The sequence below is a fragment of the Colwellia psychrerythraea genome, assembly GCF_000764225.1.
Lineage (GTDB): Bacteria > Pseudomonadota > Gammaproteobacteria > Enterobacterales > Alteromonadaceae > Colwellia > Colwellia psychrerythraea_D.
Genome location: NZ_JQED01000035.1, coordinates 43,921 through 69,777 on the forward strand (window position 1 = coordinate 43,921; position 25,857 = coordinate 69,777).

A 25,857-nucleotide genomic window follows, 5' to 3' on the forward strand; every position below is an offset into this window, starting at 1 on the left:
TTTTTTTACTTAAATGTGATGAATTAAAAATAATCCAGCCATTAGCTTACTAACTGATTAGTAAGTGATAGATACGCTGTAGAGCACTCTGGTTAACTATCGAGAGGAGGCTTGGTTATCACTCAATCAAGCTAAACTGTCTGATGATGGGGTCAAATTAGCTCGTATTCCTGTTTTTAATCGCAAAAGAAAGCAGATATTTGCGATTTTTAATCTCAACTATTCCGTCGCCGTTTTACTGTCATCGTGCTGTCATATTTTTTACTTACTTTAGCGTCAATATCAATTTGTAGCCAAGTAGGTTGCCTAGCTAGTTCGCTATGTCAGGCAGTAAAACTAAAATAATATGAGAGCACTAAATCACATGAAACTTTCTTTAACGAACTTTTACGGTAACAATTTTCGCCTTAATAAGTTAACAGTCGCTTTAGCGGGTAGTTTAGCGTTATTAACCGCGCCAGCAAGTTGGGCAGATAGCGTACTTGAAGGTCGAGTAACCGACGCAAGTAATAAGGTCTATTTTCAAGGGGCAGAAGTGCAGATTAAGGAGCTGAACTTAACTGCAATTAGCGAGCGAGACGGCTCTTTTCGTTTTACCAAGTTGCCTGAGGGCGAATATACCTTAATTATAAAATATATTGGTAGTGCGGATTTAGAGCAAAGAGTCTCTGTGGTTGATGGTGAAATTTTAACGAAAAACTTTATTATTGGTGCGACTAATACTAAGCAAGACGAGTTAGATAATATCATTGTTTATGGGCAAAGAGCCGGACAAGCCAGTGCTATTAACCGACAAAAAAATGCTAATAAATTAGTTTCGGTTATTAGTAGTGATGGTATTGGTCAATTGCCTGATCAAAATGCTGCTGAGGCGTTACAGCGGATGCCGGGGATATTTATAGAGAGAGACCAAGGAGAAGGCCGTTTTGTCGGAATTCGTGGCATAGATCCTAACCTAAATAATGTCACTATTAATGGCTTAAATGTACCTTCACCTGAAGCGGGCGTTCGAAGTGTTGCGTTAGATGTGATTCCCAGTGAACTAATCTCATCCCTTGAAGTAAGTAAAACAGTTACGCCAGATATGGATGCCAGTGCAATTGGTGGCTCTATTGAAGTAAAAAGCCTATCAGCCTTTGACCGTAATGACAGAAGTTATACCTTTACCGCACAAGCCTCTCATAATGAATTAGTGTCTGAAACAAGTCCTAAAATCTCGGGGAGTTATACCGATATTTATACCTTAGCAGGGGGGAGTCAGCTTGGCGTTGCTGGCGCTGTTTCATGGTTTAAGCGCGAGTTTGGCTCGCACAATATGGAAACCGATGGAGGCTGGAGTACTTTTGATTATGAAGACGCGGCAACCGGTGAAGATGTTGAGGCGTTTGGCGCAGAAGAAATTGAGCAACGTGTTTATGGTATTGAACGTGAACGTTTGGGTGCGGCACTGAATTTTGATTTATATGGTTCAGCGACAGATAAGTATTATTTACGTACTCTTTACAGTAAATTTTCAGATGATGAATACCGTTTAAGAAATCAGTTTAAATATGATAAAGGTCAAATTGATTTAAGTTCTCATACGCCAAATAGTGCCCAGTTTTCGGATGCTAAAATGGAGCGTGATACTAAAGATCGTTATGAAGCGCAAAAAATATTCTCCATTATCACGGGTGGTGAAAATCAGCTGGGGGATTGGCTTGTGGAATACAGTGCTGGTTACTCTAAAGGCAGCGAAGCTGAGCCGGATCGTCTAGATAGCACTTTTGTTGCTAAAGGTTTACCTATTGGCTATTTAAGTTCAGGTCAAATTCCACAGCTCACTTTTGATGACGCATCTCAGGATTTGAATAACTTTGCCTTAGACGAAGTGGTTTATGAAAACAACCTTACCGAAGACGAAGAAGTCACCCTAGCATTAGATTTTAGTAAAGACTTTGTGTGGCAAAATAATAATGGTCAGTTCAAGTTTGGTGGCAAATACCGTACTAGGGAAAAATTTAACCGTGTTGATGCGGCTATCTATGATGGTGGTTTTACTGATGCTACAGGTGAGGATCAAAATGCACAAGCATTCAATACTGGCGCTGTTGATTTTAATTTAGGCGAGTTTGGTCCTGGCATTTCTCAAAACCAATTAAGTGATTATGTACTGAGTAATATGGCGGGTTTTGAGCTAAATAGTTTGAAGTCTGATATTGAAAGTCAAGGTAGCTCCTATACAAGCAATGAAGATGTCTTAGCCTTATATGCCATGGTCAGTTTCGACATTAATGACTGGTACATAGTTGCCGGAGTACGTTACGAAGATACCAGTTTTACTACGCAAGGCAGTAAGGTTGACTTAATTGTTGATGACTCACCCACAGGTGATGGCAACGAAACAGTTAATATTAGCCCTTGGCAAGGAGCCAAAGATTATGATGATTTTTTCCCAAGCCTGAATGTACGTTATAACATTAACGACAAGTTAATTAGCCGTTTTGCTTATACTCAAACGATTGCGAGACCCACTTTTAGTGATACTGCCGCAAATCAGTTAATAGAAACCGAAGTAACCGAAGAAGAGGGTGAAACGATTACAGAGCGCAAAGCTGAAGTAGGTAATCCAGATCTTGATCCTTATGAAGCAAGCAATCTCGATTTGAGTATCGAATATTACCCAGGACATATTGGCGTCTTATCGGCAGGTCTGTTTTATAAAGATATTGATAATTATATTCTAAAACAAGAAGTGCAGGATAATGGTCAGTGGGATGGCTTTGAAGAAGTCATTCAACCGCAAAATGGCGGAAGTGCTTCTCTTACTGGGCTTGAACTCGCGTGGAATAAAACGTTCAAATCGGGCATTTTACTCGGGGCAAACGGTACCTTTGTTGATGCAGATGAAAAACTGCCGAACCAAGCCGATACAGTGGCTAATTTAATGCTTGGTTTTGAGAACAATGATATCAGTCTACGATTAAGTTCAACTTATAAAAGTGAGAACTTTAAGTTTACTGATAATGATGCGGACGTTTATCAAGATGCTCATATGCAGCTAGATTTTAGTGCAAAATATTACCTCAATAATAGCACGCAATTTTATTTTAATGCGGTGAATATTAATGATGAACCGTATTACCTCTATCACGGTGAAACGCAATATAACTATCAATTCGAAGAATACGGCCGTAGTTTTGAATTAGGTATTACTATCACGTCTTTATAATAAATAATCGCGAGTAGGAACTGTTGATGTGAAACAGTTCCTACTATTGCCTCTGTTTCAAAAGATATGTTGTTACCCTCTATCGAGTGACTTATGAAAAATAAAAATTTAACACCAAACATTATGTTTAATTTAAAGCGAGCGAAGCCATTATCACGAGTGGCAATATCTAGTTCACTTTTAAGTTTAGCCATGTTAGCCAGTTGCAGTCAGCTGCCATTAACGGATAGCTCTGACCATGAAATTACAGCTGGCAGTGTTTCGAATAAAAATGTTAGCGCTAGTGACGATCCTGATAATATTAGCTTTCTTGCTTTTGGTGATGGTGGCTATCATGTGGATTATCCGAAGCAAAAACATATAGAAAATCCTAGAAATAAACCTGATTTTATTGCTCATGAAAAAGAAGATTGGCTCGCTGATTTTCGTCCTGAAGCAGAGTTTGAACATGCGCCTATTTATGTCTACCCCAATACAAATATCGCAACTGAGCAAGGCGGAGCAGAGGCGGTTGGCTTAGCAATGACAGAGGTCTGTATTTATAAACCGTGTCAATTTGCCATTCAATTGGGCGATAATATCTACCCTGATGGTGCTGGTGCCGATGATGGCAAAGATGATCAAAAGCGCATGAATGATTTAATACTGTCACCGTTAATTCCCTTGTTCACCGAAAACCCCGATTTAATGGTGTATTCAGCGTTAGGAAATCATGACTGGAAAAGCTCACGCCAAGGTGTTGCTTTGCAAACAGAGTGGATGGCAAAGCAACAGAATTTTACGCTGGGTGAGCAAGGTTATTATAAATATACTATCGGGAGCAAAGGCAATGATGTTGAGTTTTTTGTCTTAGATACCAATATGCTGCTTTCTGGGCAAACCTTTCATGAAGTCCCTCTTAATAGTGATGGCAGTGAAGGAGAGTTATCATTAGCATTTAACGATGGCACGGCTGAATTAGAGCAAGCAGATGCACATGAATTACCCATACAAAATGAAGATGAACAACAACTTGCCTGGTTAGCAAAAGGGTTAGCAAGCTCAACAGCTAAATGGAAAGTTGTTTATGGTCATCATATTTTGTGGTCTATTGGCGGCAGTAAATACAGTGAAGGCCATGTATTAAGAAAGTTATTATTACCCTCATTATGCCAATATGCCGATGCCTATATTGCCGGACATGAGCATGACTTAGAACTGATCACTGATGATTGCTCAGGTTACAATACAGGGAAGTCTCGCCCACCATTACCTTTGATTATCAGTGGCGCAGCTGCGAAAATGCGGGGTAAACACACCCCGTTTGCCGAGCAACAAGCGAAACGGTATCCACAATATAAGCTGCATTGGTCGCAAAGTTTCGTGTGGGGTTTTGCCCATATTGAACTAAATAATCAAAACGATGCGCTAAATGTTGAATTTTATACTACGCCAAGAGATCGCTCAGGAAAAGCAGAGCTTGCCGGACAATTTTCTTTTGATAAACGTAGTGATTAATTAAACGAGCTCTAGTGACGTATTATATTAGCGTTAGTTATATTGGTGATGCCTAAAAAGAGCTTGTTGCCAAAAAAGTAAACAGCCAAGGAATAAAAAGACCATTAAGTGTAAATTCTTACTGCAATAGGATATTTTTGCTTTATAAAACAAATTATAATGTGCAATTGGATCTGAAATTTTGGTTGTAGAACTTGCTTCAACCTGTCGATAAGTAGTGAGAATTAATCTATGAAAAAAGTGTTATTTGGTCTTGTCTTGTTATTAAGTCAGGTGAGTTTTGCAGAGGATGATGTTAAAGAGTTACCGCCATTAGACCCAGGATATATGGGAGTTCACGGTATGGTTATAGTGACTCATGGCTCAAGCCTTTATGCGTCTCACTTGCCGCTTTATAACAAGCCTCATAACGTACAGCTACTTTATAAGCTAGATAATAAGGATTTGGCGGTGTTACAAACGGTTAGAGATAGTCAACTTGTTACTATTAAACCCAAACCATTTAACTTACAGCGCTTAATGCGCGGCGAGAAAATGGTTATACAGGCAGATTTATATGCGGGACATTTTGAGCGTGACGGCATGTTAGTGTATGAAAATATTTCATTGTCTTTTGATAAGCAATTGTATGTACGTTCGTTTGATGACATTAAACCTTCAAGTAAAACACAAGAGTACGACGTTATTTCTTTAAGAAAAAACTATAAATTCTATATTCACAGAATTCAACAGGCACCTAGCTTTGATCATATATTAGGTGTGGATTTAGAAGCAGGGTGTTTAAGCCGTTTTAATACCTCATCGCCAGTACCAAAAGAAACAGAACTTCAATATAAGTTTATAAACTGTGGCACGATAAAACCCTTGTATTTTGAAACCCAAGATTTTAATGCCGCTGACTCTCATTAACTAGCTCGGACGAATAAAACGCATTTTAATTTAGCTAGATATTTATAAAAAAGTCGCCTTCTAGGGCGACTTTTTTCATTACTCTTATTACAGGTATAAATTTCTTGTACTCATTAGATGGCCATAAACACCTCCTTTGATATTAAAAATACGACTGACTGGGAGTTACTGATCTGGAAAATTAATGATTATTAGCCATTTGGTTGTTTATTGTTTCTGCCTCTTCTTCTGATGGCGGGGTATGCAGTTTCAGCACAACACGACGGTCATAAAAGCTCACTTCACTTTCATTATTAGCCACTACCGGAGCATCTTCACCAAAAGCAAAAGTCGCTATTTGTTGCTCTTTTACACCTTGTGCCATCAACAAGGTCCGTACTGACTCAACTCTGGCTTGTGATAATGTTTGATTAAGTGATTGCTCACCGATTAAATCGGTATAACCCGATAGGTCAATTTTCATTTGTGGTGAGCTATTTAATATTTGTGCAAGCGCTGAAACTTGTTCTTGATAGTGTGGTGCTATGTCACTTGAACCGGTAGAGAATTGCAGACTCATTAACAAGTTGTCTGCTTGCAATTGACCAGAGTTATGCTGTTGATTTTCTAAGGCGACTAGCTGTTGCTGGTACGAGGCTTCTAAACGCTGTAACTTAGCTTGGTATTGACTTTGTATTTGCTCATTAGAACGTTGTTTGCGCTGTTCATTGACTAACGCAGTAGTTAATTCATCATTTTCATCATTCACATTAATGTATTTAGCCACAAATATGCCGCCTACTCCCGCAACAATCGCGCCTAAAGGACCTGCAACGACTGCACCGATGACGGCACCTGTGCCAAAACCAATATTTTCATTATTTGTTGCTTCTTGATGTGTTTTTTCTGAGGCATTGACTGAACCTGTTGCTAATGCCGCAATTAGCGCTGTCGTTATCGCTAATTTTTTCCCTGTGATTTTAGTTGATTGACCTTGGACTGGTTGAATTTTATTTTTCATGATATTTCCTTTTTATGGCGTATTTTTTGTTAAACAGTCTTGTTAAGTTATGTTGATAAGGCTGTGTTGTTGACAGGAGTTATTACACCGCAAAAAATGGGCATTGCTCTGCTCGAATAAAGGCAAAGCAGTGAGCAATTGTGGCAACAATATGGCAATTTCAAAAATTAAGCGCGTTAACCCGAAAAGTTAGATATAGTCGACCTAATAAAGAGGAGATACCCATAATCATTCAAAATGCTCGATTCAGAGTGCTTGAGCAATTTCAGTGTGAAGCGCGTCAATTAAGTCAGGGGGATTCCCTACTTCTTTGGCGCAACAATAAAATGATATTGCTCAAGCGCTTCTACGATGGGGCTAAAAACGATTGATACGTCGTTATTGATTTTGAGAATGAAACAACCATTCCCTACAATCAATGCCTTGCCTAAATCGTTTTTTTCTCCCACTGAAACATGCATTTTGAATGGTCACGGATATAGGTGTTAGTTTTAGTGTCAATTTATCAAGATAATTAAAAGTGAATAGAAATGAGTAAAAGAATTGCTATCGTCGAAGATGAAGCGGCTATCAGAGAAAACTATGCAGACGTATTACGTAATCAAGGGTATCAAGTACAAACCTATGCCGATAGATCTAGCGCCACTCAAGCCTTTAATCTACGTTTACCCAACTTAGTCATTTTAGACATAGGCTTGAATGATGAATATGATGGTGGATTTGTTTTGTGTCAGCAACTTAGAGCAAAGTCGGCGACTTTGCCTATTATCTTTTTGACCGCACGAGATAATGATTTTGATACCGTTTCTGGCTTACGCATTGGCGCAGATGATTACCTGACCAAAGATATTAGTTTACCTCATTTAACAGCGCGAATATCGGCATTATTTCGTCGCCAAGAAGCTCTAAAGAAACCCATTAATGATGACCATATTACTCGCTCTGGTGCGCTTACAGTGGACAGTCAACGCATGAGTATTACCTGGCAAAATAGCGCTATTGATTTAACTATTACCGAATTTTGGTTAGTGCATGCCTTAGCCAAACAACCAGGTCATGTTAAAAACCGTACCCAATTGATGAGTGATTCAAAAATATATGTAGATGACAGTACCATCACTTCACATATTAAACGTATACGCAAAAAATTTATGCAACACGACAGCAGTTTTGACTGCATCGAAACGGTTTATGGCATGGGCTATCGCTGGTTAACTGCTAACAGTATTGATAGTGAATGATGAAGGCTAATATGGCTAAGGTTAAACGCCCTAATCTGCGCTTTGGACTGCGATCAAAACTGTTATTACTTTCAAGTTTTTTGTTTGTCATTCCTTGGTTTGGGTATCAATATGTCTGGGAAATGGAAAAGTATTTGCGCTTTGGACAAGAGCAAACATTAGTAGGTACAGCGCGAGCACTAGCGACTGCGTTGCATGAGCGAGAGAAGTTATTTAATAATCAAGCGAGCTTTTTACCTAATGTTGAACAAGGCAAAGATCTTTATGGCTACAAATTAACAGAAGCTGTCAATTTAGATGGTTTACCTAATGATTGGCCTGACTTTAATCAACGCACACATTTTTATAACCAACAACAGCAGCTCTTTGCCAACGAGCCATTAAGCCTAAACTTTAAAGCGAGTGTTGGTAAGTACAATAATTATTTGTATTTATTTTTTCAGGTCGTTGATAACCGTGTGATCTTTCGTGGTGAAAATACCCGAAGTATCAGCAATAACGATCATTTAGCTCTGTCTTTTAGTGATACGAACAATAAGTTAAATCGCTTTATTATCAGTAATAAAAAAGCCGGTTGGATATCTGCTTTTGCCCTTGCTGATGATGATTTAGCGGTTCCTGCGCCGGCACCTCAGATTCAAGGACACTGGTTAGCAACAGCACAAGGCTATAATGTTGAGCTCAGAGTACCGTTAGACAACTTAGGCGATAACATTGCTTTTGCTTTTTATGATGTAGATAAAAGCAATGGTGAAGCCGTTTCTGCCATTGGCTCTGCAGATCCCAGTAACGAAGAAAGTTTGGGGACTATCGTTGTGCCTTCGCCTGAAATTGAGCGTATTGTGAAAGGCATGCGCTATACCAACTCTAGCATTTGGGTGGTCGATCAACACCACCGAGTGCTCGCTAGTGCAGGTTCACTAAAATCTGCCAGTGGTGTTTGGCATGCAAAAGAACAGCAGCCGCAGGAAGAGGAAAAAAATAGTCTTTGGTATCAGTTTAAGCAGCAATTTTTATTGCCTTTGTATTATAAAATTCTAACGAAACCGTCAACAGACTTTATCGATCAACTCTACGATGCACAGCATTTACAAGGCTTACATATTGTTAATGCCTTAGGTGGAAAGGCAACCTCTCAATGGCGTTTAACTACCGATAAAAAAGCGCTAGTGCTTTCTGCGGCGTATCCTATTTTTATTAATAACCAAGTAAAAGGCGCTGTCATTGTTGAAGAAACAACAAACGGCATACGTAGTTTACGAAATCGCGCGTTAGAAAAGCTATTTACCGTCATTTTAGCGATTATGAGTTTAGGCGCGTTGACCTTTATTTTATTTGCCTCACGTATATCATCGCGTATTCGTCAGTTATCCAGTCAAGCTGAACTAGCGATTGATAAACAAGGGCGCATTATTGGCCAAATGCAGGCCTCTAACAGTAATGATGAAATTGGTGATTTATCACGGAGTTTTACTACCGCAGTTAATCGTTTAAGTGAGTACAATCACTATTTAGAAAACATGTCTTCTCGTTTATCCCATGAATTAAGAACGCCAATCGCCGTGGTTAAAACATCATTAGACAACTTAAGCTTACTGGAGACGCAGCAAGCTCAAACAGATAATCCCTATATTGAAAGAGCGCAAACTGGCATTAAGACGTTAAATTTAATTCTCACCAATATGAGTGAAGCAACGCGCCTTGAACAAATGTTATCGAGCACTGAAAAAGTGGATTTTGATTTACAGCAAGTTGTTAAAGGTTGTATTTCTGGCTACCAGCAAATTTACCCCGCAATACAATTCAATTTGAATGTTGACGGTAAAGCGTCCAAAAAAAGTACGTTTCTTATGCATGGTTCACCCGAACATATCGTGCAATTGTTAGATAAAGTGATCAGTAACAGTGTTGAATTTAGCCAAGATAATATCATCACTATTGAGTTGAAAAAGAGCAGTAATAAGCATAATGCGGAACTGCTTATTAGTAATAATGGCATTTTATTACCCGAGCAACTTAGCGAAAGTTTATTTGATTCCATGGTGTCATTACGTGATAAAAACCAAAAAACGCAAGATAAGCAAGTGGTGCCACACCTTGGTTTAGGCTTATATATTTCTCGCTTAATTTGCCAATTTCATCAGGGAAGTATCAGTGCTTATAATCATCAAAACCCTGAAGGAGTTACTGTGCATATTAGCTTGCCTACTAAGGACTAATAAGCATTTTGCTTATAGAAAATTTGCTAATGTAGCGCTGGATGATTATAGCTGATGGTGGATCTTTATCAATATTGAGAAAGGCATCACGCGATGAGAAACGCCACCGTATTTGACGATTTTTTTATCAAAGCAAGCGGTTTAACTTTTGTCGTTTTCTTCATCTTCTACGTGTTCATCATCGTCATCAATAATATCTGGAGTCACTGTATCGACAACGTCGATAGTCCCAGCAACAACCGTTGAAGTAACATCTACCGCGGCAGATACAACAGTCGCCGCAATACAGCCAGATAAGCTAAAAAACACGGACAGTAAAATAAAACCTTGCACAACTTTTTTCAAGATGATGTTTCCACATGAATAACTAGAAAGTGATTTAGAATACGCTAATTTACTGCTGAATCAACCGTTGTTTTAATGCCGTATTAGCAGCTTATATCGAAAAATATTGACGGTGACTTATCAGCATACATAGCGAAATAGATAATCAGTGTAAAGTGAAATATGTGACCGTATAACCTGAGTAGAAATACGGCAAAATGTCCCACTGAAATAACCTATGAGTAAAGTTCATGGTTTTATGAAATTAAATCAATTTTATTCATGTAATGAACCAAGTATAAAATACATTCTGCTTTTAACTTTAGACAAAATTACAGTTGGTTCTTAATCAAGCCTCCAGGCATAAACCAATAAAGACTGTGAAGACGACAGATTGGGAAAATCAGAAAAATAGGACTGCTCAAACGAGCATGAAATAAATGCGGGTTTTATTACAAAAATTGGATACCAGATAATCATGAATAAAGATTTTACCTTTACTATTAAGAACATTTGTCTCAATGAAAACTATCATCCTTCAGACAATACTCGTATTACCACCAACTTTGCTAATTTGGCCAGAGGAGAGAGTCGCCAACAGAATTTACGTAACACGTTGAAAATGATAGACAATAGCTTTAATGCTTTAGCCTCTTGGGATAACCCCAAAGGTGATCGCTATTCTGTAGAACTTGAAATAATCTCTGTTGATATAGATATTGAGGACAGTGGCCAGACTTTCCCGTCAATTGAAGTATTGAAAACCAATATTATTGATCATAAAACCAATGAACGCATTGAAGGTATTATAGGGAATAACTTTTCTTCTTATGTGCGAGATTATGATTTTAGTGTATTACTTTCTGATCATAATAAAGGCCAAAGCAAATTTAGCATTCCAGATAGTTTTGGCGAACTGCACGGAAACCTCTTCAAGTATTTTGTCAACTCAACTACTTATAAACAGCATTTTAAAAAGCCACCTGTTATCTGTTTGAGTGTTTCTGATAACAAGGTCTATCACCGAACTGAAAATCAACATCCTTTATTGGGTTTTGAATATCAGCCCAACGAATCATCGTTGACTGAACAATATTTCAAAAAAATGGGCTTACAGGTTCGCTATTTTATGCCGCCTAATAGTGTTGCCCCTTTGGCTTTCTATTTCTTTGGCGATTTACTTAATGATTACAGTAATCTTGAGCTAATAAGCACGATTAGCACGATGGAAACCTTCCAAAAAATTTACCGACCTGAAATTTATAATGCCAATGCGGTTGCGGGAAATTGTTATCAACCAAACTTGAAGAACCAAGATCATTCATTAACTCAAATTGTTTATGATCGAGAAGAGCGCAGTAAGCTGGCTATTAAGCAGGGGAAGTTTGCTGAGGAGCACTTCATCAAACCACATCAAACAGTACTAGAGCAGTGGTCTGCTAACTATGCTCTTTAATGAATAAAAAGGTACAACAGCATTTATTATGAAAACACGTATTCAGAAAGTAAGTATGCAAAAAACACTATTACCTACATCAACGGCAGGCAGTCTACCTAAGCCTTCATGGCTTGCACAACCTGAAGCACTATGGTCACCTTGGAAATTGCAGGGTGAGGAATTAATTGACGGCAAACACGATGCATTACGGGTGTCCTTGCAAGAACAGCAACAGGCAGGTATTGATATTGTCAGTGATGGCGAGCAAACGCGGCAACATTTTGTGACTACTTTTATTGAGCACCTAACCGGTGTTGATTTTGAAAATCGTAAAACCGTTAAAATTAGAGATCGCTATGATGCGAGTGTACCGACGGTAGTTGGTGCTGTTTCTCGGCCAAAGTCCGTGTTTGTTGACGATGCTAAACTTTTACGTCAACAAACTAATAAGCCTATTAAATGGGCGCTGCCAGGCCCTATGACTATGATAGATACGCTTTATGATGCCCATTATCAAAGTCGCGAACAACTTGCTTGGGAATTTGCCAAAATCCTTAATCAAGAAGCGAAAGAGTTAGAAGCAGCGGGTGTTGATATTATCCAATTTGATGAGCCGGCATTTAATGTGTTCTTTGATGAAGTTAATGAGTGGGGCATTGCTTGCTTAGAGAGAGCAATTGAAGGACTTAACTGTGAAACCGCTGTACATATTTGCTATGGTTATGGCATCAAAGCCAATACAGACTGGAAAAAAACCTTGGGGTCTGAGTGGCGACAATATGAAGAAGCTTTTCCCAAACTGCAACAATCTACTATCGATATTATCTCGCTAGAATGTCATAACTCTCATGTTCCAATGGAGTTACTTGAACTTATTCGCGGTAAAAAAGTGATGGTAGGTGCCATTGATGTCGCAACCGATACCATTGAAACACCCGAGGAAGTGGCCAACACGCTTAGAGAAGCACTTAAGTATGTCGATGCCGACAAACTCTATCCTTGCACCAACTGTGGTATGGCGCCTTTATCTCGTGAGGTAGCAAGGGGGAAATTAAATGCGTTAAGTGCAGGTGCAGCAATTATCCGCAGAGAACTTTCCGTCGGTAATTGAGTAATAATGCCTCATAACGAAGCAATATATTACTGTTTACTCAGCTTACTTTTGACAGCTTTAAATAATACGGGGCATACTGTGTGCGTTTGCCCTTTGAATTGATAGTAAGGTCTTTATTGCGCTTATACCCGTTACCATTCAACGTGCACTCTGAAAACTGTATCTTGATTGGTGACGGCTATACATAATAGAAATGAAAATAGAAGTAGTAGTTAATGAATATCATTGAATTTATAACAAATAATATGCCGACACTTTTGGCGTTGGTTGCCACAGGTGTATTTGCAGGGATTTTAGCTGGGTTGTTAGGCGTAGGCGGCGGTATCGTAATCGTACCTGTGCTTTTTTTCTTGTTCCAGAGCTTCGGCGTATCACCAGAGTCTGCGATGTTAGTTGCTACAGCAACCTCACTGGCCACCATAGTACCAACGTCTATTAGTTCAATTCGTTCTCACAATAAAAAAGGTAATGTGGATTTTGACCTACTTAAACGTTGGGCAGCATTTATTCTTGTGGGGGTGTTGCTTGGTAGTTGGTTAGTGACTCGCGTTGAAGGGACTATGCTTACTATGTTGTTTGGGATGATAGCGGTTTTATCGGCACTAAACATGTTATTTAGAACGGGAAAGTCAGCTCTGTATCAAAAACTGCCAAATACCGCAGGGCAAACAATGATGGGCACATCAATTGGTTTTTTCAGTTCTATGGTCGGGATAGGCGGTGGTACTATTTCGGTTCCTTTGCTCACCTTATATAACTACCCTGCCCACAAAGCTGTTGGTACAGCCGCGGCAATAGGGTTAATCATTTCGTTACCGGGTGCGCTAACCATGTTGACACTGGGCAGTACACCTACCGATGCTCCAGCGGGGACATTCGGCTTGGTTAATATCTTTAGCTTCATTTGCATTGTACCGCTAACGGTATTATTCGCACCTGTAGGAGCATCACTGGCAGCAAAATTAGATGCAGTAAAACTGAAAAGAATCTTTGCCTTCGTATTACTCTTTACTGGGGTACGTATGTTGGCTCAACTTTTCTTATAGGCTTTATTCCTGATCTAATAGGAAGAAATTTGTTTGATTGATGATATCATTTCATCAATCAACATATTTCATCATAAAACCAATTCAACATAAAACTAAAAATAGGGGTTAACCGGTGTTAGAGAGGATCCATTTAGAGATATTAACCGCAATAAAAGAACATGGAACCCTAACTAAAGCGGCTGACTCCTTGCACTTATCCCAATCAGCCTTAAGTCATAGTATTAAAAAGTTAGAAGGCCAAATTGCTACACCGATTTGGAAGAAAGACGGTCGAAATCTACGTCTAACTGCTGCAGGAGAGCGCATTCAAACGCTTGCTAATAGAGTATTACCTCAGTTTTTACACACGGAATTATTACTGAAACAGATTGCAAAAGGTGAAATGGGGTCGCTACGAATTGGCATGGAGTGCCACCCTTGTTATCAATGGTTACTTAGAGTCATTCAACCCTATCTGGTGCAGTGGCCAGATATTGATATGGACGTGAAGCAGGAGTTTCAATTTGGCGCGTTAGGTGCTCTACTTAGTTATGAAATAGATGTTTTGATCACGCCAGATCCGCTCTTTAAACCTAAGATAGAATACATCCCTGTTTTTGACTATGAGCATAGGCTCGTTGTTTCCGCGTCTCACAAACTTGCCAAGCAAAATTTTGTCTTACCCGAGCAACTAAGCGAAGAAGTTCTATTTAGTTACCCTGTTGAGCCGCTGAGGCTCGATATCTTTAGTCAATTTCTCAACCCTGCAAAGTGTTCAGTCAAGAAACACATAAACATTGAAACAACAGAAATCATGTTACAGATGGTCGCCGCTGGTCGAGGTGTTTGTGCCTTGCCAGGCTGGCTAGTAGATGAGTACTCAAAATCAATGCCGATCAAGAGTGTTCGTTTTGGAGAAAATGGTATTGGTAAACAGATCTTTGTAGGTATTCGTAAAAACGAACAGCATATTGACTACTTAAACGACTTCATTGCGCAAGCTAAAAAAACAAAATGATCCATTAGCCCTACTTTTATGGCCATCCTGAAGAAAAGGAAACGCCTGCGAAAGAGAGAAGGGCAAACTTGCTGCTTACCTATGTCACTTACCTTGCGTGACCAAACCAGTCATACATAATCAACAAATAATAGCCACTAAATAATAAACACTTTGTGCACATTAAAGACTTACAATGATATATTTTCTGATGAGTTAAGTCTGTTCTGTAACTGACTTTATCTATAGTTCTATCAGAGGGACACTTATCGAGAAAGAAGGCATAGCGCCTTCTTTCAACTTAGAGTATAAAAACTACTTCTTGTTGATGCATTGAAAATCATTGCACTAACCTTTATGGTTGAATTCATTAAATTATAAAAGTGGGCTTGGAGCCTTGTTTAAAAAAGCTAGCATGGCTTCAAAAAACTATCATTTTTTCAATAGGATGGAGTATGAATCAAACTAAAGCTTTTGCTTTTTCATTTGCGATAGTCATTATTTCGTTTTTAGTTTCAGTCATTTCTGCAGCATTTCTAGCTGACTTTATTGGCATTTGGAAAAAGCCTGTTATGGGTGCTGTCGCTGCTTTCTGTGTGGTTATATCTGGTTATGTTTCCTCGCCAAGTCATAAACAAGCTTCTGCAACCATTTGGCTAATTGCGGGAGCCATTTCAGCTTGGTTTTTGGCTGGAGATTCATATTACCCTGAGGATCATGTACATGCATACCAGCTTACAATAGTGCCTTTGGCCGCAACCTACCTAAGTGGCATATTTGCATTATTTATATGTCTGATGTGGCACAAAAAAATAACAAAAACTTAAAGTGAGACTGTGAAGTTTCCCCATTTAGTGGACACTTACTATAGTTGGATGATGTCTCGAATGTGGCAAAAGTGACGGGTAAAGAACATCCCTCAAAAATCGTAGTTTTTTAGCACCAATAAATATTGGTGCTAATGTTCCTTTGGTGCGGTGAATTCAAACGGTCAGTGCAACACACTCTATTCTTTAGGTCAACTGATAGCCATTGCGGACAATAGGCTTTTGCAAATTCAGGAGCATATTTAGGGCTGTATAACTACATTGTTTTGACGGCTAATCATAGTTGGCTTTGAGGTTTGATGGTTTGCATCAATAGACATATTGATACTAAAGCAATACCTACCCAACCAATCATCTTAAACCTTTCTCCAATGATGAAAACAGCTAAAACAGTTGCAACCAAGGGTTCAATTAGGGTTATTAGTGTTGCTTTACTTGCATCAATAAAACTCAAACCAAAACCAAATAATAAATACCCTAAAAACATAGGAATCACGGCCATATACAAAGATACCAAAGTATTAGTTGAGCTTGAAAATAAGTTATCACCTGTAAACCATAATGAGGGGAGTAACAATAGTGCAGCACAACCAAACAACCCCGACATGGATGATTTTGAATGAACACCACTTTCAATTAAACATCTTGCCGCCCATGAATAACCCGCATAAGTCAATCCTGCAATACAACCCAAAATAATACCGATACTCTGTTGATGGATACTGTAAGCGGTATTATTACTCTGGTCTTTACCTAAAGTTAACAGAGCAATACCTATAGCTCCAATGACAAAGCTTAAAATCCATTGGAGTGATATATTTTTTTTACTAATCAGACGTTCAAGGATTGCGGCAAAAAAAGGTGCCGTAGCTATAGATACTACAGTGCCTATGGCAACACCTGACAAATGCATTGAGGTATAAAACGCTAATGGATAAATGGCGATAGAAACGGCACCTAAAAGTAGAACCTTAGGTAGTTTGGACATTAGTTTATAATCAATAAATAACTTTTTACGTGCTGTGATAACAAGCAGCACTCCTCCTATCCCCATAGAAAATGCACCAATAGCCAGAGGGCTTACATCAGGGGAGTAGCTTGCCGCAGTACCAGTTGTCCCCCACAAGAAACTAGCAATAATAATAGCAATAATACCTTTAAAATTTCCGTGATGATTTTCCATAATGAAACCTGATTATGATAACTTCAATACAGAAATAGTACGCTAATCATGAAGGGGACTTTTAACAATTAAGACGCAATTGTTAACAATTAAGACTAAGTTACTTTTTGAACTTAGTTGGTGATAGACCAAAGTATTGTGAGAACTTTCGGCTAAAAGCTGAGGGCTCTTTATAACCTACTTTTTCACCAATAATTTGTAACGGGTAATCTGTATGCGTAAGTAAAGCTTGGGCTTTTTCCATCCGAAGCTTTGTTACATACTTCATAACAGTCATCCCTGTTTGTTGCTTAAAAAGCTTCTTAAACTGTGTTTCACTTAGGAAAGCAGATTCAGCCAATCGTTTTATTTGAAGTTGCGCTGCAATATTTTGCTCTATGAAGGATATTGCTGTACCAATGCGATTATCTACTTTTGGTAATAAAGGTTGCTCTGCAAGCAGTAAGCTGAGCATTTTGAACATCGCCTGCTCTAATTGAGCATTAACTTTGTTTTCTAGTTGGTGTTCGATAAAAGTTAAGTAACTTCTAAGAGATGAGTTAATCGCAAAAACAATATATTGTGAAGATGAAATATTTGGTGGGAGGTTTTCCATATCTACGACTACAAATCTAGCTTCAGTATCAGCAGTGAACAAGTGCTCTTCGTTGGCTTTAACTACAACACATTCACTAGGTGCAACTTTACCACTGAAATTACCAACACATATATTTATGACACCACGTAAAGGTAAAACCAATTGATTAAAGTGATGTGAGTGACGAGCTGGTTTTGTACTATAGGAACGAATGGTTAATAGGTTTTTCATAATAATATAAAATGCATGGCGTTACTTCATTCTGATTCTGGTTATACATATTAGATCAATGGACAATAAAGTGAAGTGTTAGTTTTATTGACTCTTTAACCTAAAGTCTCGATGACCGCTTTGGTGGCAGAGTAGACTGTTTAATTCATTGATTTACAAGTATAAAGTTATCTAGGTTTGGGGCGCGATTCGCCATATAAATTACTGGAAATGGCCAGGTTATAATTTTCTTATTAATGTGGTCTATAATATTAATAGTCTTATTTCCGAACCTTTGTTATGGCCGAGCAATTAATAAATAAAGATATCATCTTCCATAGGGCTGTTGAGCTTGCGCACCAAAGTTCATGGCAGTCGTTTAGCATAATGGAACTAGCCACATCTCTTAATTGTTCTATGACCGATATCAAGTGCTACTTTCGTTCAAAGGATGATATTGCTGAACTTTTCTTTGATAGAGCCGACGAAGCCATGTTATCCATCACGTCAGCCGACAGTTACTTTACTCTCTCAGTCGACGAACGTTTGCTTGAATGCATCATGTGCTGGTTTCAAACATTGGTTCCAGACAAAAACTTGATACGAGAAATTCTCGCTTATAAATTAGAGCTTGGTCATTTTCATTTACAGGCACATAGCATTACTCGTATCAGCCGAACCGTACAGTGGTTTTTAGAAGCATCTGGCCGAGAACATAAAGGCAAATGTAAAATAGCCGACGAAATAACAGTAACCAGTGTCTACCTTGCAAGCTTCAGCTTTTTTTTGTTAGATCAGAGTGAAGGTCATAAAAAAACCCGAGCCTTGCTCAAGAAACTTATAGGAAATATTACGCGAACACGAGGTTGGGTGTCTGAACTCTACTACCGAGTAAGTTAATAGCATGGATGCTATAACACACATGTTTGTCGGTGCTTCGGTGGCTCAATTACCTCAGCAAGTAAAACAAAGTCAATCAAGGGTTTCATTAGGTTGGAAAAGTCGTGCACTCATTGGTGCATTATCAGCAATATTCCCTGATATTGACTACCTACTTTTTTTCTGGAATCCCTTAGAGTTTGTTGCCTATTGGCACCGAGCTGAGACACATTCGCTACTCTTGGCTCCACTTTGGGCCTGGATCCTGTCAAAACTATTGATACGATTTTATGGTTGGCATCATCCTCCAATATTATTGTTCCAAATATGTCTGGTCGGGATTTTATCTCATACATTGATTGATAGTTTAACCGCTTTTGGAACGCAATGGTTCGCACCGTTGAGTGACTACCGGGTTAACTGGGATCTACTATTTGTTGTTGATGTCTATTTCACGTTAATGGCTTTGATCACACTGATATTAATTGTAGTCTTGCGAAATAAGACTTATCGGGTTTACTCATTTATATTACCTTTGTGCTACCTATTGCTGGTTCTGCTATTTAAACAGCAGGCATACCTCCAACTTCCTTCCCCCGAAAAGAAGGAAGGTAAAAGTTCCTCGTCGCGAGTCCTTATTCCACAGCCATTTTCCCCTCTTTACTGGCATGTTATCGAACCGACAGAGCAAGGTATTAATCAGGCATATTTAAAGTTAGCTAATGATGTTATCGCGGTTAACGTGAGCGAATTGCTTGGCGTTGATGTTTACCAAAATAGTTATTATTTACCACCACAACTTCGCTGGCACATGCAGTCACTAAAGCCCAAAGATATCGCTATGCAAAGAGATGTTAACCTAGTTTGGCAGCATAAAAAGTTCAGCGCTTTTCGAGACTTCGCAGAGTATCCGGTATTTTATAAATATCAAAAAACATCGACTAAAGTTTGTGTATGGTTTAGTGATTTGCGTTACCACTGGCCGAATATTATTCCTTCATTTCGATTCGGTATGTGCCGAGAAAAAGAACACTCCTGGCAACTTTATCGATTAAAATATTTTAGTGACGAGCAGGTTAAACTTATCAACTGATTGGAAAGTGTTGATTTTTCATTTGTTTAAACGTCACTAAAAATACAAACACTTCTCAGCTATTATTTGAAATACTCTCAGGAAGCAAAGAGCTAACCACTAAATGGTAAGTGTAATTATTGGCAAACTAAAAACATTTAGTTTACCAATTAAGTATGGTTTGAATCAGGTGTAATAAACTATAACGTGGTAACAGTGATGGTTAACCCTACCTCGTAATGGGACACTTAACGCGATAAGGTTTGCTTCAAGCTCCCAGCTACTCAGTGGCTTATTTGTTTTTTATAAGTTATGTATCGAGTTAAAACCTTTGTCGAAATAGTAAAGCTCTATGTAAAGAAAATTCTATTCAATAGGATAAATAATAAATTTTTCTAAACCCACACGTATTGGTTTATCACCTAATTTACTTAATTGATGGTTTAATTTATATAAATCTTCAAGAGAAAGTACTAAGGACGCCTCATTGGGGTGGTAGGAACTTTCTACCGGGTAATCAACATTTGGTGTGGTAGACATTTCAATGTGAGCACCCAAAACAGCAGATACTGAATGCGATTTAGCAAATTCAACAAGTCGCTTAATACTGTCTTTATACTCTGGCCATTGCTTAACATACAAGCGTCCTGGGTAAATAGAGTCGCCTGTTAACAGCCATTGAGTTTGTTGATCATAAAAAGTAATAGCTTGTGCTTGGTGTCCCGGTGTAGGAATTATATCAATAACCCTGTTACCTAAATCTATTTGTGACGTTTTAGTTGGCCAGCTTTCAAATGAAAATGAAGAGATTAACGCTTTAGTGTCCTTAACTTTAATAATTTCAGTATCTATAAAGTTTGTAAATTGGCTATCGCCAGCAATATGATCACCATGACTGTGTGAGTGAGCCACAAGTAATGGCAGACTAGCTTGTTTAAGTTTTAGTTGCTGTGCTCGTTCCGCCATTATTTCGCTAACTTTCGCAGCTAATGGAAACTTCTCATGCTCTTTTGTTGCCCCTGTATCAATGAGTACTGCTTGCTGCTCACCAAATAATAAATACATAAAAGGTGCTTCATAATGAACGCACTTATTTTGACGTAATATAAAGGTGTCTTGATCGTATTGATAAGTTTCAATAGCTGGCGATTTATCTAACTGACAGTTTTCTGCGCTACTAAACCAAGATTTATTTTTAAGTTGCTCAACAGGCACTGTCGCCGCCGTCGCACTGAGGTGAGAAGCAATGCTAAATAAGAATAAGTAAAATTGTTTTTTTGCATTAAGCATTATTTAAAATCCTGAGTTTCAATATATTTTACGTCGAGCTTGGCACATGCCTCTAACTTAGCCTTAATCGTTTCTACCCTTAGTTTGGATGGTTTATCACACATTAAGGTATCCACCATGTTATTTACCATTGCGCTTTCGACAAAGCCTATCGCATCAAAAGATGGAGACTTTTGAATTCTATGAGCAAAAATTGCAAGTTGTGCACTAACTGGAGCAAGGTAAGCCGTTGCCTTTTTTGCGGTAAATGTTGGCGATACTTTTTTAATAAGTATTGGCTTTTCAAAAGTCATGTCAGTGCTGAACTGAGATTTTCCACCACGCTCAAAGTGTCCTTGAAAAAAAGTTGTGTTAATTGAAAAACGCTCGCCTGCAATCAATCTCGACAGATCAAAATTTGCTGGCAGCAAAGTGACCATATCGTTTTTAATTAAATCGGCAAGTTTATCTGGCTCTGCTATCTGTATTTTATAAATAAGTTGGTAATCATGAGGCGTGCGATATAAAGGCAAATGACTTGCAAAAAAACCTTCTTCAGGGTGATGAATCAGGACCATACCATGTGATCCCATTAAGCTGTGATTACCATGCTGACTGTTTGAGTTGTTGGCCTGGGCATTAGTTGAGATGAATGAGGCAGTTAAAAAACTTGCCACTAACAAACTGGCAATGATGCTTTTAATAAAAAATATTTTCATGATGTCTGTATAAATAATTAATAATTTTTACATATTAGAATACTTACTATTGAGATATAATCAAAAAAAAGCAGTGATTTGATTCCTAAAAGGAAATGGTATGCGGTTTGATGACTTACAAAAAATAATTCATTTGGCACACTCTCAAAATGTTCATGTCAGTGCGAGTGTGTTAAATATTACCGTTGGCGCACTATCTAAGACATTGAAAAAAATTGAATATAAGTTGAACACTCGATTATTTGATCGTGTAGGACGAAATATTCAGTTAAATGCCAACGGCAAAAAATTTCTCAGCTATGCATTACATTTAACCCATGAATATGAGCAAATGTGCAGTGAATTTACAGATAAACACAATAAGTGCCATGTAAAAATATCAGGGCCATCCGTTCTATTAGATGCCTGCTTGGAAACAATTATGCCCTTACTACCCAATAACAATATGGAATTGACCATAGATGCGTTATTTGAAGGGGATGCAATGAAGCACTTAATAAACGGCCAGTCCCAAATTGCCATAGTGACCAATGAGGCCCTAGTTGATGTCGATGCTTTTGCGTTAGAGTCTGTCTTATTAGGTGCAACAACGGGCACTGTTGTTGCTAGCCATCAGCATGAAATATTTAAAGCTTTTCCTGACGGTATTGTGAGGATGGAAGATTTGCTTAACTATGCTTTTGTTTGCCCTAAGACTTCACCCTTTTGTGGTATTGAACGAGGAATTGGCTCAGATGGTTGGCTAGATCATAAATACCCAAGGAATATTTCATGTCGTAGTGACGATTTTAATGCTTTGTTATCGATTGTAAATCACGGAAAAGCCTTAGCCTATATTCCTGATATTGCCATTGATGTTAACAAGCAAAGTGCAATAAAAGTGATTGATTTTCGCAATCAATACCAAGAACAATTTTCACTGGTTTATAAACCAAGTACCGCTGACGGCTGGCTTAACCATCTTATGCATAAACTTAAATCTTAGCCCATTTGAGGTACTATAACGGTATATGTAGTGGTCAACTAATTTTGGTACTAAAAATTGTTAATGGTCTCTTGAGTTGCTTTGATTGTTTGAGGACTAAGTTGCTCTTCATCAGCACGGTCTAATTTTTCTAAATAATTGCTAATATGCTTTTCAACACGTTCAATATGAAATGCCATTTTCTTTGGGGTGTAGTTGTTATCTTTGTTGTTACTGGCTTTAAATTTACTGCCATCAATAGCAATCTCGCCTACATCAAACATATGCAGTTGTTGACAAAGCTGAACGAATGTACGGCAAACGTTCTTAATCCCCTTAGCATTATTTTTCCTAAAATCAGCAATAGCTTTAAAGTCAGGAGCAAGTCGCTCCAGTAGCCACATGAGTTCAATATTTCGATTCGCTTCAATTTCTAATCTTCTAGAGGATTGGACTCGATTCAGGTATCCATAGAGATAGAGCTTTAACATGACAGCAGGGTGATACTTAGGACGACCAGTAGATTTGGTGATCATGCCCGTGAACCCTAATTCAGCTAAATCCAATGCTTCAATAAACACATCAATGACTCTGACGGTATTTTCAGCATTAACAAAGTCATTGAGAGATTCAGGAAAGAGTGTCGATTGAGAGCGGTTAACGCCCTTAATAAAGCCTGATATGACACTTACCAATAAAGATTAATTTACTGATAAGTATAGTAAACGTGTGTTATGTTTGTGGAGAAAGTTAAGACCGATTGATCATAACTATCAGGTAGTTATAGGAAAAGGTGAACAAAAGGTTTTCACACAGTCTGAGCCAAAAGCGGAAGTTAATCTTATGGCTCTCTATACCCAAAGTGGCCATTCGATTAATTTTAATTCTTTAATTTATATGCATGTCGATTTCCTATTTTTTTATAGCAATATTAGGAGTGTTGCGTTGTATTCCATTTCCATATCTTACCGAGCCTGCACGTTGCTTTTTCTATCCACAATATGTAAAGATTAAAACCATCTAATTAAATATTTTTGGAAAGAGAATTATGAATAAATTGATTTCACTTTTGGTTTTTATAACACTTTTAGTGTTACTAATAGTCACTAGTGAGATTTTGGCTAAACCGGAAAAAGTACCCAATAAAGAATCAAGCCGTTCAAACTACTCTATTCCTAATGAGTTGCGCTCAGTCAATGAAGGAAAAAACGGATTTTCGGCTGAGCAAAGCCGTAAGTACCGTCAAGCGTACAGTGGCGATACTATGGTTACAGCAGGTAATGCAGGAAACTACGCAGCCTCTCGCTTAAGTGAAAACTTACCGACAGCAGTTGTTCATCGTTATGGTCCCGTTTCTGAATTAAACTATTCACTCACGCCCCAAATTGGTGATGTCAGTGCTACAACAATATTAGGAACAATGACATTAAATGAAATGATGGAAGATGAACGGTCTCGCTTCAAGGCAATTACTGTCGTTCATAAAGGGAAAATAGTATTTGAAAAGTATATTGGCATAAGAGATTGGGATAATCATTTATGGGCTTCTGCTACTAAGATACTTGTAGGAACATTAGCTCATATTGCAAGTGAACAAGGGCAGCTTGACCTTGATGCAACTGTTTCTAAATACTTACCTGAACTTAAAGGCAGCGTATGGGAAAACATCAAAATATCAGATGTTTTACATCAACGCTCGGGTCTAGATGTAAGTGAAAGCCGATTGGGAAGTTCTCCAGAACACCCTGTCAGCTTATTCTATGCTATTGGTTTTGGTGACCCTTCGCTACCCGAAGGACTCTCGTTAATGGATGCCCTTAAAAGAGTAAAGGTTAAACAAAAACCGGGCGTACAATTTGAATATGCTTCATTGAATACTTATGTTGTAACTTTAGCCTTAGAAAAGGTTACAGGTAAACCGTTTGAAGATTTAGTCACCGAATATATTTGGAGCAAAGCGGGTATGGAAGGTGATGGCGTTCTTGGCCTTACAGTTAACGGTGAGCCATCTTCGCCTGGAGCATTTGCAGCTAGATTAAGAGATCTTGCTAGATTTGGCATGCTATTTACTCCAAGTTGGAGCACCATAACCAATACTCGTGTAGTGTCGGAAAACTATTTTGATAAAGCTAAATTAGCATCAAAAGAAGCCTTAGTTGGCAATGATTATATGAGTAAAAGGTTAATTAATGATTTTGCAGAAGATGACTTCGGTGCATCTTATCAATGGGACGCGGTTTTTGCTGATGGAGATTTATACAAATCAGGCAGGACGGGGCAAGCTCTCTATGTGTCCCCTGAAACTGATACTGTTGTTGTCTTCTATTCTTCCTCGTATCAAGCTGAGGTTTGGGTTCATGCTTATGCTCGAGAAATAGTCAAACAAACATATCGTAAATAAAAATTTGATACTCGTTAAAGCTGAAAGAACAACGAAGAGCTAGAGATAAAAGCCATCAATAAATTTACTGGTGACGTATAGCTGTTAACTTCTACATTTAAAACAGCTTTTATTAACTCATAAAGTTTCTTCGATTTGGTCGAAAGGAGGATAGTAACAATACCCTATATTCTATTAGGCTTGAACTCACAGCTCGTTGCTTTATGAAAACCAATAAACGCTTACGTCTGCTTTCGTATCTTTGTTAACATCTGAACAGTAATAATTATAGTGTACTTCAGTTAGCCAATAGCGGACCTTAGCTTTTGAGTTACTAATGGCAGCTCAGAGCCTAAAACCGAAAAAAATAAATAATCTGCGACAAACGGTAAATACAGGTATTTTTTCTGCATTTACCGCTACCAACTGTGTTTATAAGTTAGTGTGCATGACCATGTTCATGCTTGAACATTTTTTCATCTTTAACTTCCATCACTTTTCCTGTTTTACTTACCATGAATAAAAGTGTTTGATGATTTTGCGCATTTGTCGCTTTCACCAGAATACCTTCACGGGTTTCTTCGACGATAGTAAAATTGTCTTTAGCAACTTTATTCCATGAGCCATCTAGTTTACCGACAGACATCCCCTTATCCTTAAAAGTAAGAGCTTTGGCTGAAGTTTGAGCAGCTTGTAATATTTTCTTCTTGTCAACTTCACCATGTCCATCACCGTGTGCAAACACTGATGTAGTGAATAATAAAGTTGAAATAACTGCTAATTTGCTTAATGTTTTCAT

At 38.3% G+C, this 25,857-nt stretch carries 21 protein-coding genes and 1 pseudogene; 14 read left to right on the forward strand and 8 right to left on the reverse strand.

All coding sequences use genetic code 11. The features are described from left to right. The first annotated feature begins 364 nt into the window (after positions 1-364). The 3 genes from ND2E_RS08685 (at position 365) to ND2E_RS08675 (ending at position 5,617) form a co-directional block, all read left to right on the forward strand. Positions 365-3,211, forward strand: coding sequence for a TonB-dependent receptor (locus ND2E_RS08685; RefSeq protein WP_033094324.1), 2,847 nt, complete (start codon positions 365-367; stop codon positions 3,209-3,211). A gap of 93 nt (positions 3,212-3,304) precedes the next feature. Further along, entirely contained in the window at positions 3,305-4,708 is a 1,404-nt protein-coding gene (locus ND2E_RS08680; RefSeq protein ID WP_223303621.1) for a metallophosphoesterase, read from the forward strand. A gap of 231 nt (positions 4,709-4,939) precedes the next feature. After that, positions 4,940-5,617, forward strand: coding sequence for a hypothetical protein (locus ND2E_RS08675; protein WP_033094325.1), 678 nt, complete (start codon positions 4,940-4,942; stop codon positions 5,615-5,617). A gap of 181 nt (positions 5,618-5,798) precedes the next feature. Here ND2E_RS08675 and pdsO read toward each other — a convergent pair whose 3' ends face one another. Beyond that, positions 5,799-6,617, reverse strand: coding sequence for a sortase-associated OmpA-like protein PdsO (gene pdsO / locus ND2E_RS08670; RefSeq protein WP_033094326.1), 819 nt, complete (start codon positions 6,615-6,617; stop codon positions 5,799-5,801). 530 nt (positions 6,618-7,147) lie between these two features. On the opposite strand from pdsO, the gene pdsR reads away from it, so the two are divergent. Together pdsR and pdsS are read left to right on the forward strand one after the other, a co-directional pair. Then, positions 7,148-7,858, forward strand: coding sequence for a proteobacterial dedicated sortase system response regulator (gene pdsR, locus ND2E_RS08665; protein ID WP_033094328.1), 711 nt, complete (start codon positions 7,148-7,150; stop codon positions 7,856-7,858). A gap of 11 nt (positions 7,859-7,869) precedes the next feature. Then, positions 7,870-10,077 carry a proteobacterial dedicated sortase system histidine kinase gene (gene pdsS, locus ND2E_RS08660; protein WP_033094360.1) on the forward strand — a complete coding sequence of 736 codons (2,208 nt, stop codon included), beginning with the start codon at positions 7,870-7,872 and terminating at the stop codon, positions 10,075-10,077. Between the two features lie 141 nt (positions 10,078-10,218). Here pdsS and ND2E_RS08655 read toward each other — a convergent pair whose 3' ends face one another. After that, positions 10,219-10,422, reverse strand: coding sequence for an NF038104 family lipoprotein (locus tag ND2E_RS08655; protein WP_033094329.1), 204 nt, complete (start codon positions 10,420-10,422; stop codon positions 10,219-10,221). Positions 10,423-10,879: 457 nt separating this feature from the next. Here ND2E_RS08655 and ND2E_RS08650 point away from each other — a divergent pair, with 457 nt between their 5' ends. From ND2E_RS08650 to ND2E_RS08630, 5 genes are all read left to right on the forward strand, one after another. After that, on the forward strand, positions 10,880-11,857 hold the full coding sequence (locus ND2E_RS08650) for a DUF1852 domain-containing protein (protein WP_033094330.1): 978 nt from the start codon (positions 10,880-10,882) through the stop codon (positions 11,855-11,857). A 28-nt stretch (positions 11,858-11,885) separates the two neighbouring features. Continuing rightward, positions 11,886-12,950 carry a methionine synthase gene (locus tag ND2E_RS08645; protein ID WP_052056628.1) on the forward strand — a complete coding sequence of 355 codons (1,065 nt, stop codon included), beginning with the start codon at positions 11,886-11,888 and terminating at the stop codon, positions 12,948-12,950. Between the two features lie 218 nt (positions 12,951-13,168). Then, positions 13,169-13,999 carry a sulfite exporter TauE/SafE family protein gene (locus tag ND2E_RS08640; RefSeq protein WP_033094331.1) on the forward strand — a complete coding sequence of 277 codons (831 nt, stop codon included), beginning with the start codon at positions 13,169-13,171 and terminating at the stop codon, positions 13,997-13,999. Positions 14,000-14,114: 115 nt separating this feature from the next. After that, on the forward strand, positions 14,115-14,999 hold the full coding sequence (locus tag ND2E_RS08635) for a LysR family transcriptional regulator (RefSeq protein ID WP_033094332.1): 885 nt from the start codon (positions 14,115-14,117) through the stop codon (positions 14,997-14,999). Positions 15,000-15,433: 434 nt separating this feature from the next. Continuing rightward, the gene (locus ND2E_RS08630) at positions 15,434-15,805 is read left to right on the forward strand and encodes a hypothetical protein (protein WP_033094333.1); all 372 of its coding nucleotides are present in this window, start codon (positions 15,434-15,436) and stop codon (positions 15,803-15,805) included. A 277-nt stretch (positions 15,806-16,082) separates the two neighbouring features. On the opposite strand, the gene ND2E_RS08625 is transcribed toward ND2E_RS08630, so the two are convergent. Together ND2E_RS08625 and ND2E_RS08620 are read right to left on the reverse strand one after the other, a co-directional pair. After that, positions 16,083-16,988 (reverse strand): DMT family transporter, encoded by a 906-nt coding sequence (locus tag ND2E_RS08625; RefSeq protein ID WP_033094334.1) that lies wholly within the window; start codon positions 16,986-16,988, stop codon positions 16,083-16,085. Between the two features lie 100 nt (positions 16,989-17,088). Beyond that, the gene (locus ND2E_RS08620) at positions 17,089-17,796 is read right to left on the reverse strand and encodes an AraC family transcriptional regulator (RefSeq protein WP_033094335.1); all 708 of its coding nucleotides are present in this window, start codon (positions 17,794-17,796) and stop codon (positions 17,089-17,091) included. Positions 17,797-18,075: 279 nt separating this feature from the next. On the opposite strand from ND2E_RS08620, the gene ND2E_RS08615 reads away from it, so the two are divergent. Together ND2E_RS08615 and ND2E_RS08610 are read left to right on the forward strand one after the other, a co-directional pair. After that, complete coding sequence (locus ND2E_RS08615; protein ID WP_150113758.1) at positions 18,076-18,675, forward strand: TetR/AcrR family transcriptional regulator; 600 nt, start codon at positions 18,076-18,078, stop codon at positions 18,673-18,675. A 4-nt stretch (positions 18,676-18,679) separates the two neighbouring features. Continuing rightward, on the forward strand, positions 18,680-19,747 hold the full coding sequence (locus ND2E_RS08610; RefSeq protein ID WP_033094336.1) for a metal-dependent hydrolase: 1,068 nt from the start codon (positions 18,680-18,682) through the stop codon (positions 19,745-19,747). 345 nt (positions 19,748-20,092) lie between these two features. Here ND2E_RS08610 and ND2E_RS08605 read toward each other — a convergent pair whose 3' ends face one another. Both ND2E_RS08605 and ND2E_RS08600 read right to left on the reverse strand, forming a co-directional pair. Then, entirely contained in the window at positions 20,093-21,016 is a 924-nt protein-coding gene (locus ND2E_RS08605) for an MBL fold metallo-hydrolase (protein WP_033094337.1), read from the reverse strand. Continuing rightward, positions 21,016-21,714 carry a hypothetical protein gene (locus tag ND2E_RS08600; protein WP_033094338.1) on the reverse strand — a complete coding sequence of 233 codons (699 nt, stop codon included), beginning with the start codon at positions 21,712-21,714 and terminating at the stop codon, positions 21,016-21,018. Before ND2E_RS08600 ends, ND2E_RS08605 begins: the two co-directional genes overlap by 1 nt. 100 nt (positions 21,715-21,814) lie before the next feature. Here ND2E_RS08600 and ND2E_RS08595 point away from each other — a divergent pair, with 100 nt between their 5' ends. Further along, the gene (locus ND2E_RS08595; RefSeq protein WP_033094339.1) at positions 21,815-22,699 is read left to right on the forward strand and encodes a LysR family transcriptional regulator; all 885 of its coding nucleotides are present in this window, start codon (positions 21,815-21,817) and stop codon (positions 22,697-22,699) included. 104 nt (positions 22,700-22,803) lie between these two features. Here ND2E_RS08595 and ND2E_RS08590 read toward each other — a convergent pair. Further along, positions 22,804-23,361, reverse strand: a pseudogene (locus tag ND2E_RS08590) (transposase); the annotation flags it as partial. 365 nt (positions 23,362-23,726) lie between these two features. Between ND2E_RS08590 and ND2E_RS08585 the strand changes: the two are divergent. Beyond that, positions 23,727-25,079 (forward strand): serine hydrolase domain-containing protein, encoded by a 1,353-nt coding sequence (locus ND2E_RS08585; protein ID WP_081962050.1) that lies wholly within the window; start codon positions 23,727-23,729, stop codon positions 25,077-25,079. Positions 25,080-25,497: 418 nt separating this feature from the next. On the opposite strand, the gene ND2E_RS08580 is transcribed toward ND2E_RS08585, so the two are convergent. After that, a complete protein-coding gene (locus tag ND2E_RS08580) occupies positions 25,498-25,857 on the reverse strand; it encodes a DUF6488 family protein (protein ID WP_033094340.1) in 360 nt (119 codons plus the stop codon).

Coding starts and splice junctions, on each gene's coding strand:
- ND2E_RS08685 (WP_033094324.1), top strand. CDS start 365: ATGAAACTTTCTTTAACGAACTTTTACGGTAACAATTTTCGCCTTAAT.
- ND2E_RS08675 (WP_033094325.1), top strand. CDS start 4,940: ATGAAAAAAGTGTTATTTGGTCTTGTCTTGTTATTAAGTCAGGTGAGT.
- ND2E_RS08610 (WP_033094336.1), top strand. CDS start 18,680: ATGGATGCTATAACACACATGTTTGTCGGTGCTTCGGTGGCTCAATTA.
- ND2E_RS08640 (WP_033094331.1), top strand. CDS start 13,169: ATGAATATCATTGAATTTATAACAAATAATATGCCGACACTTTTGGCG.
- ND2E_RS08650 (WP_033094330.1), top strand. CDS start 10,880: ATGAATAAAGATTTTACCTTTACTATTAAGAACATTTGTCTCAATGAA.
- pdsS (WP_033094360.1), top strand. CDS start 7,870: ATGGCTAAGGTTAAACGCCCTAATCTGCGCTTTGGACTGCGATCAAAA.
- ND2E_RS08605 (WP_033094337.1), bottom strand. CDS start 21,016: ATGCTTAATGCAAAAAAACAATTTTACTTATTCTTATTTAGCATTGCT.
- ND2E_RS08595 (WP_033094339.1), top strand. CDS start 21,815: ATGCGGTTTGATGACTTACAAAAAATAATTCATTTGGCACACTCTCAA.
- pdsR (WP_033094328.1), top strand. CDS start 7,148: ATGAGTAAAAGAATTGCTATCGTCGAAGATGAAGCGGCTATCAGAGAA.
- ND2E_RS08580 (WP_033094340.1), bottom strand. CDS start 25,857: ATGAAAACATTAAGCAAATTAGCAGTTATTTCAACTTTATTATTCACT.
- ND2E_RS08620 (WP_033094335.1), bottom strand. CDS start 17,796: ATGAAAAACCTATTAACCATTCGTTCCTATAGTACAAAACCAGCTCGT.
- ND2E_RS08680 (WP_223303621.1), top strand. CDS start 3,305: ATGAAAAATAAAAATTTAACACCAAACATTATGTTTAATTTAAAGCGA.
- ND2E_RS08600 (WP_033094338.1), bottom strand. CDS start 21,714: ATGAAAATATTTTTTATTAAAAGCATCATTGCCAGTTTGTTAGTGGCA.
- ND2E_RS08615 (WP_150113758.1), top strand. CDS start 18,076: ATGGCCGAGCAATTAATAAATAAAGATATCATCTTCCATAGGGCTGTT.
- pdsO (WP_033094326.1), bottom strand. CDS start 6,617: ATGAAAAATAAAATTCAACCAGTCCAAGGTCAATCAACTAAAATCACA.
- ND2E_RS08630 (WP_033094333.1), top strand. CDS start 15,434: ATGAATCAAACTAAAGCTTTTGCTTTTTCATTTGCGATAGTCATTATT.
- ND2E_RS08645 (WP_052056628.1), top strand. CDS start 11,886: ATGAAAACACGTATTCAGAAAGTAAGTATGCAAAAAACACTATTACCT.
- ND2E_RS08585 (WP_081962050.1), top strand. CDS start 23,727: ATGAATAAATTGATTTCACTTTTGGTTTTTATAACACTTTTAGTGTTA.
- ND2E_RS08625 (WP_033094334.1), bottom strand. CDS start 16,988: ATGGAAAATCATCACGGAAATTTTAAAGGTATTATTGCTATTATTATT.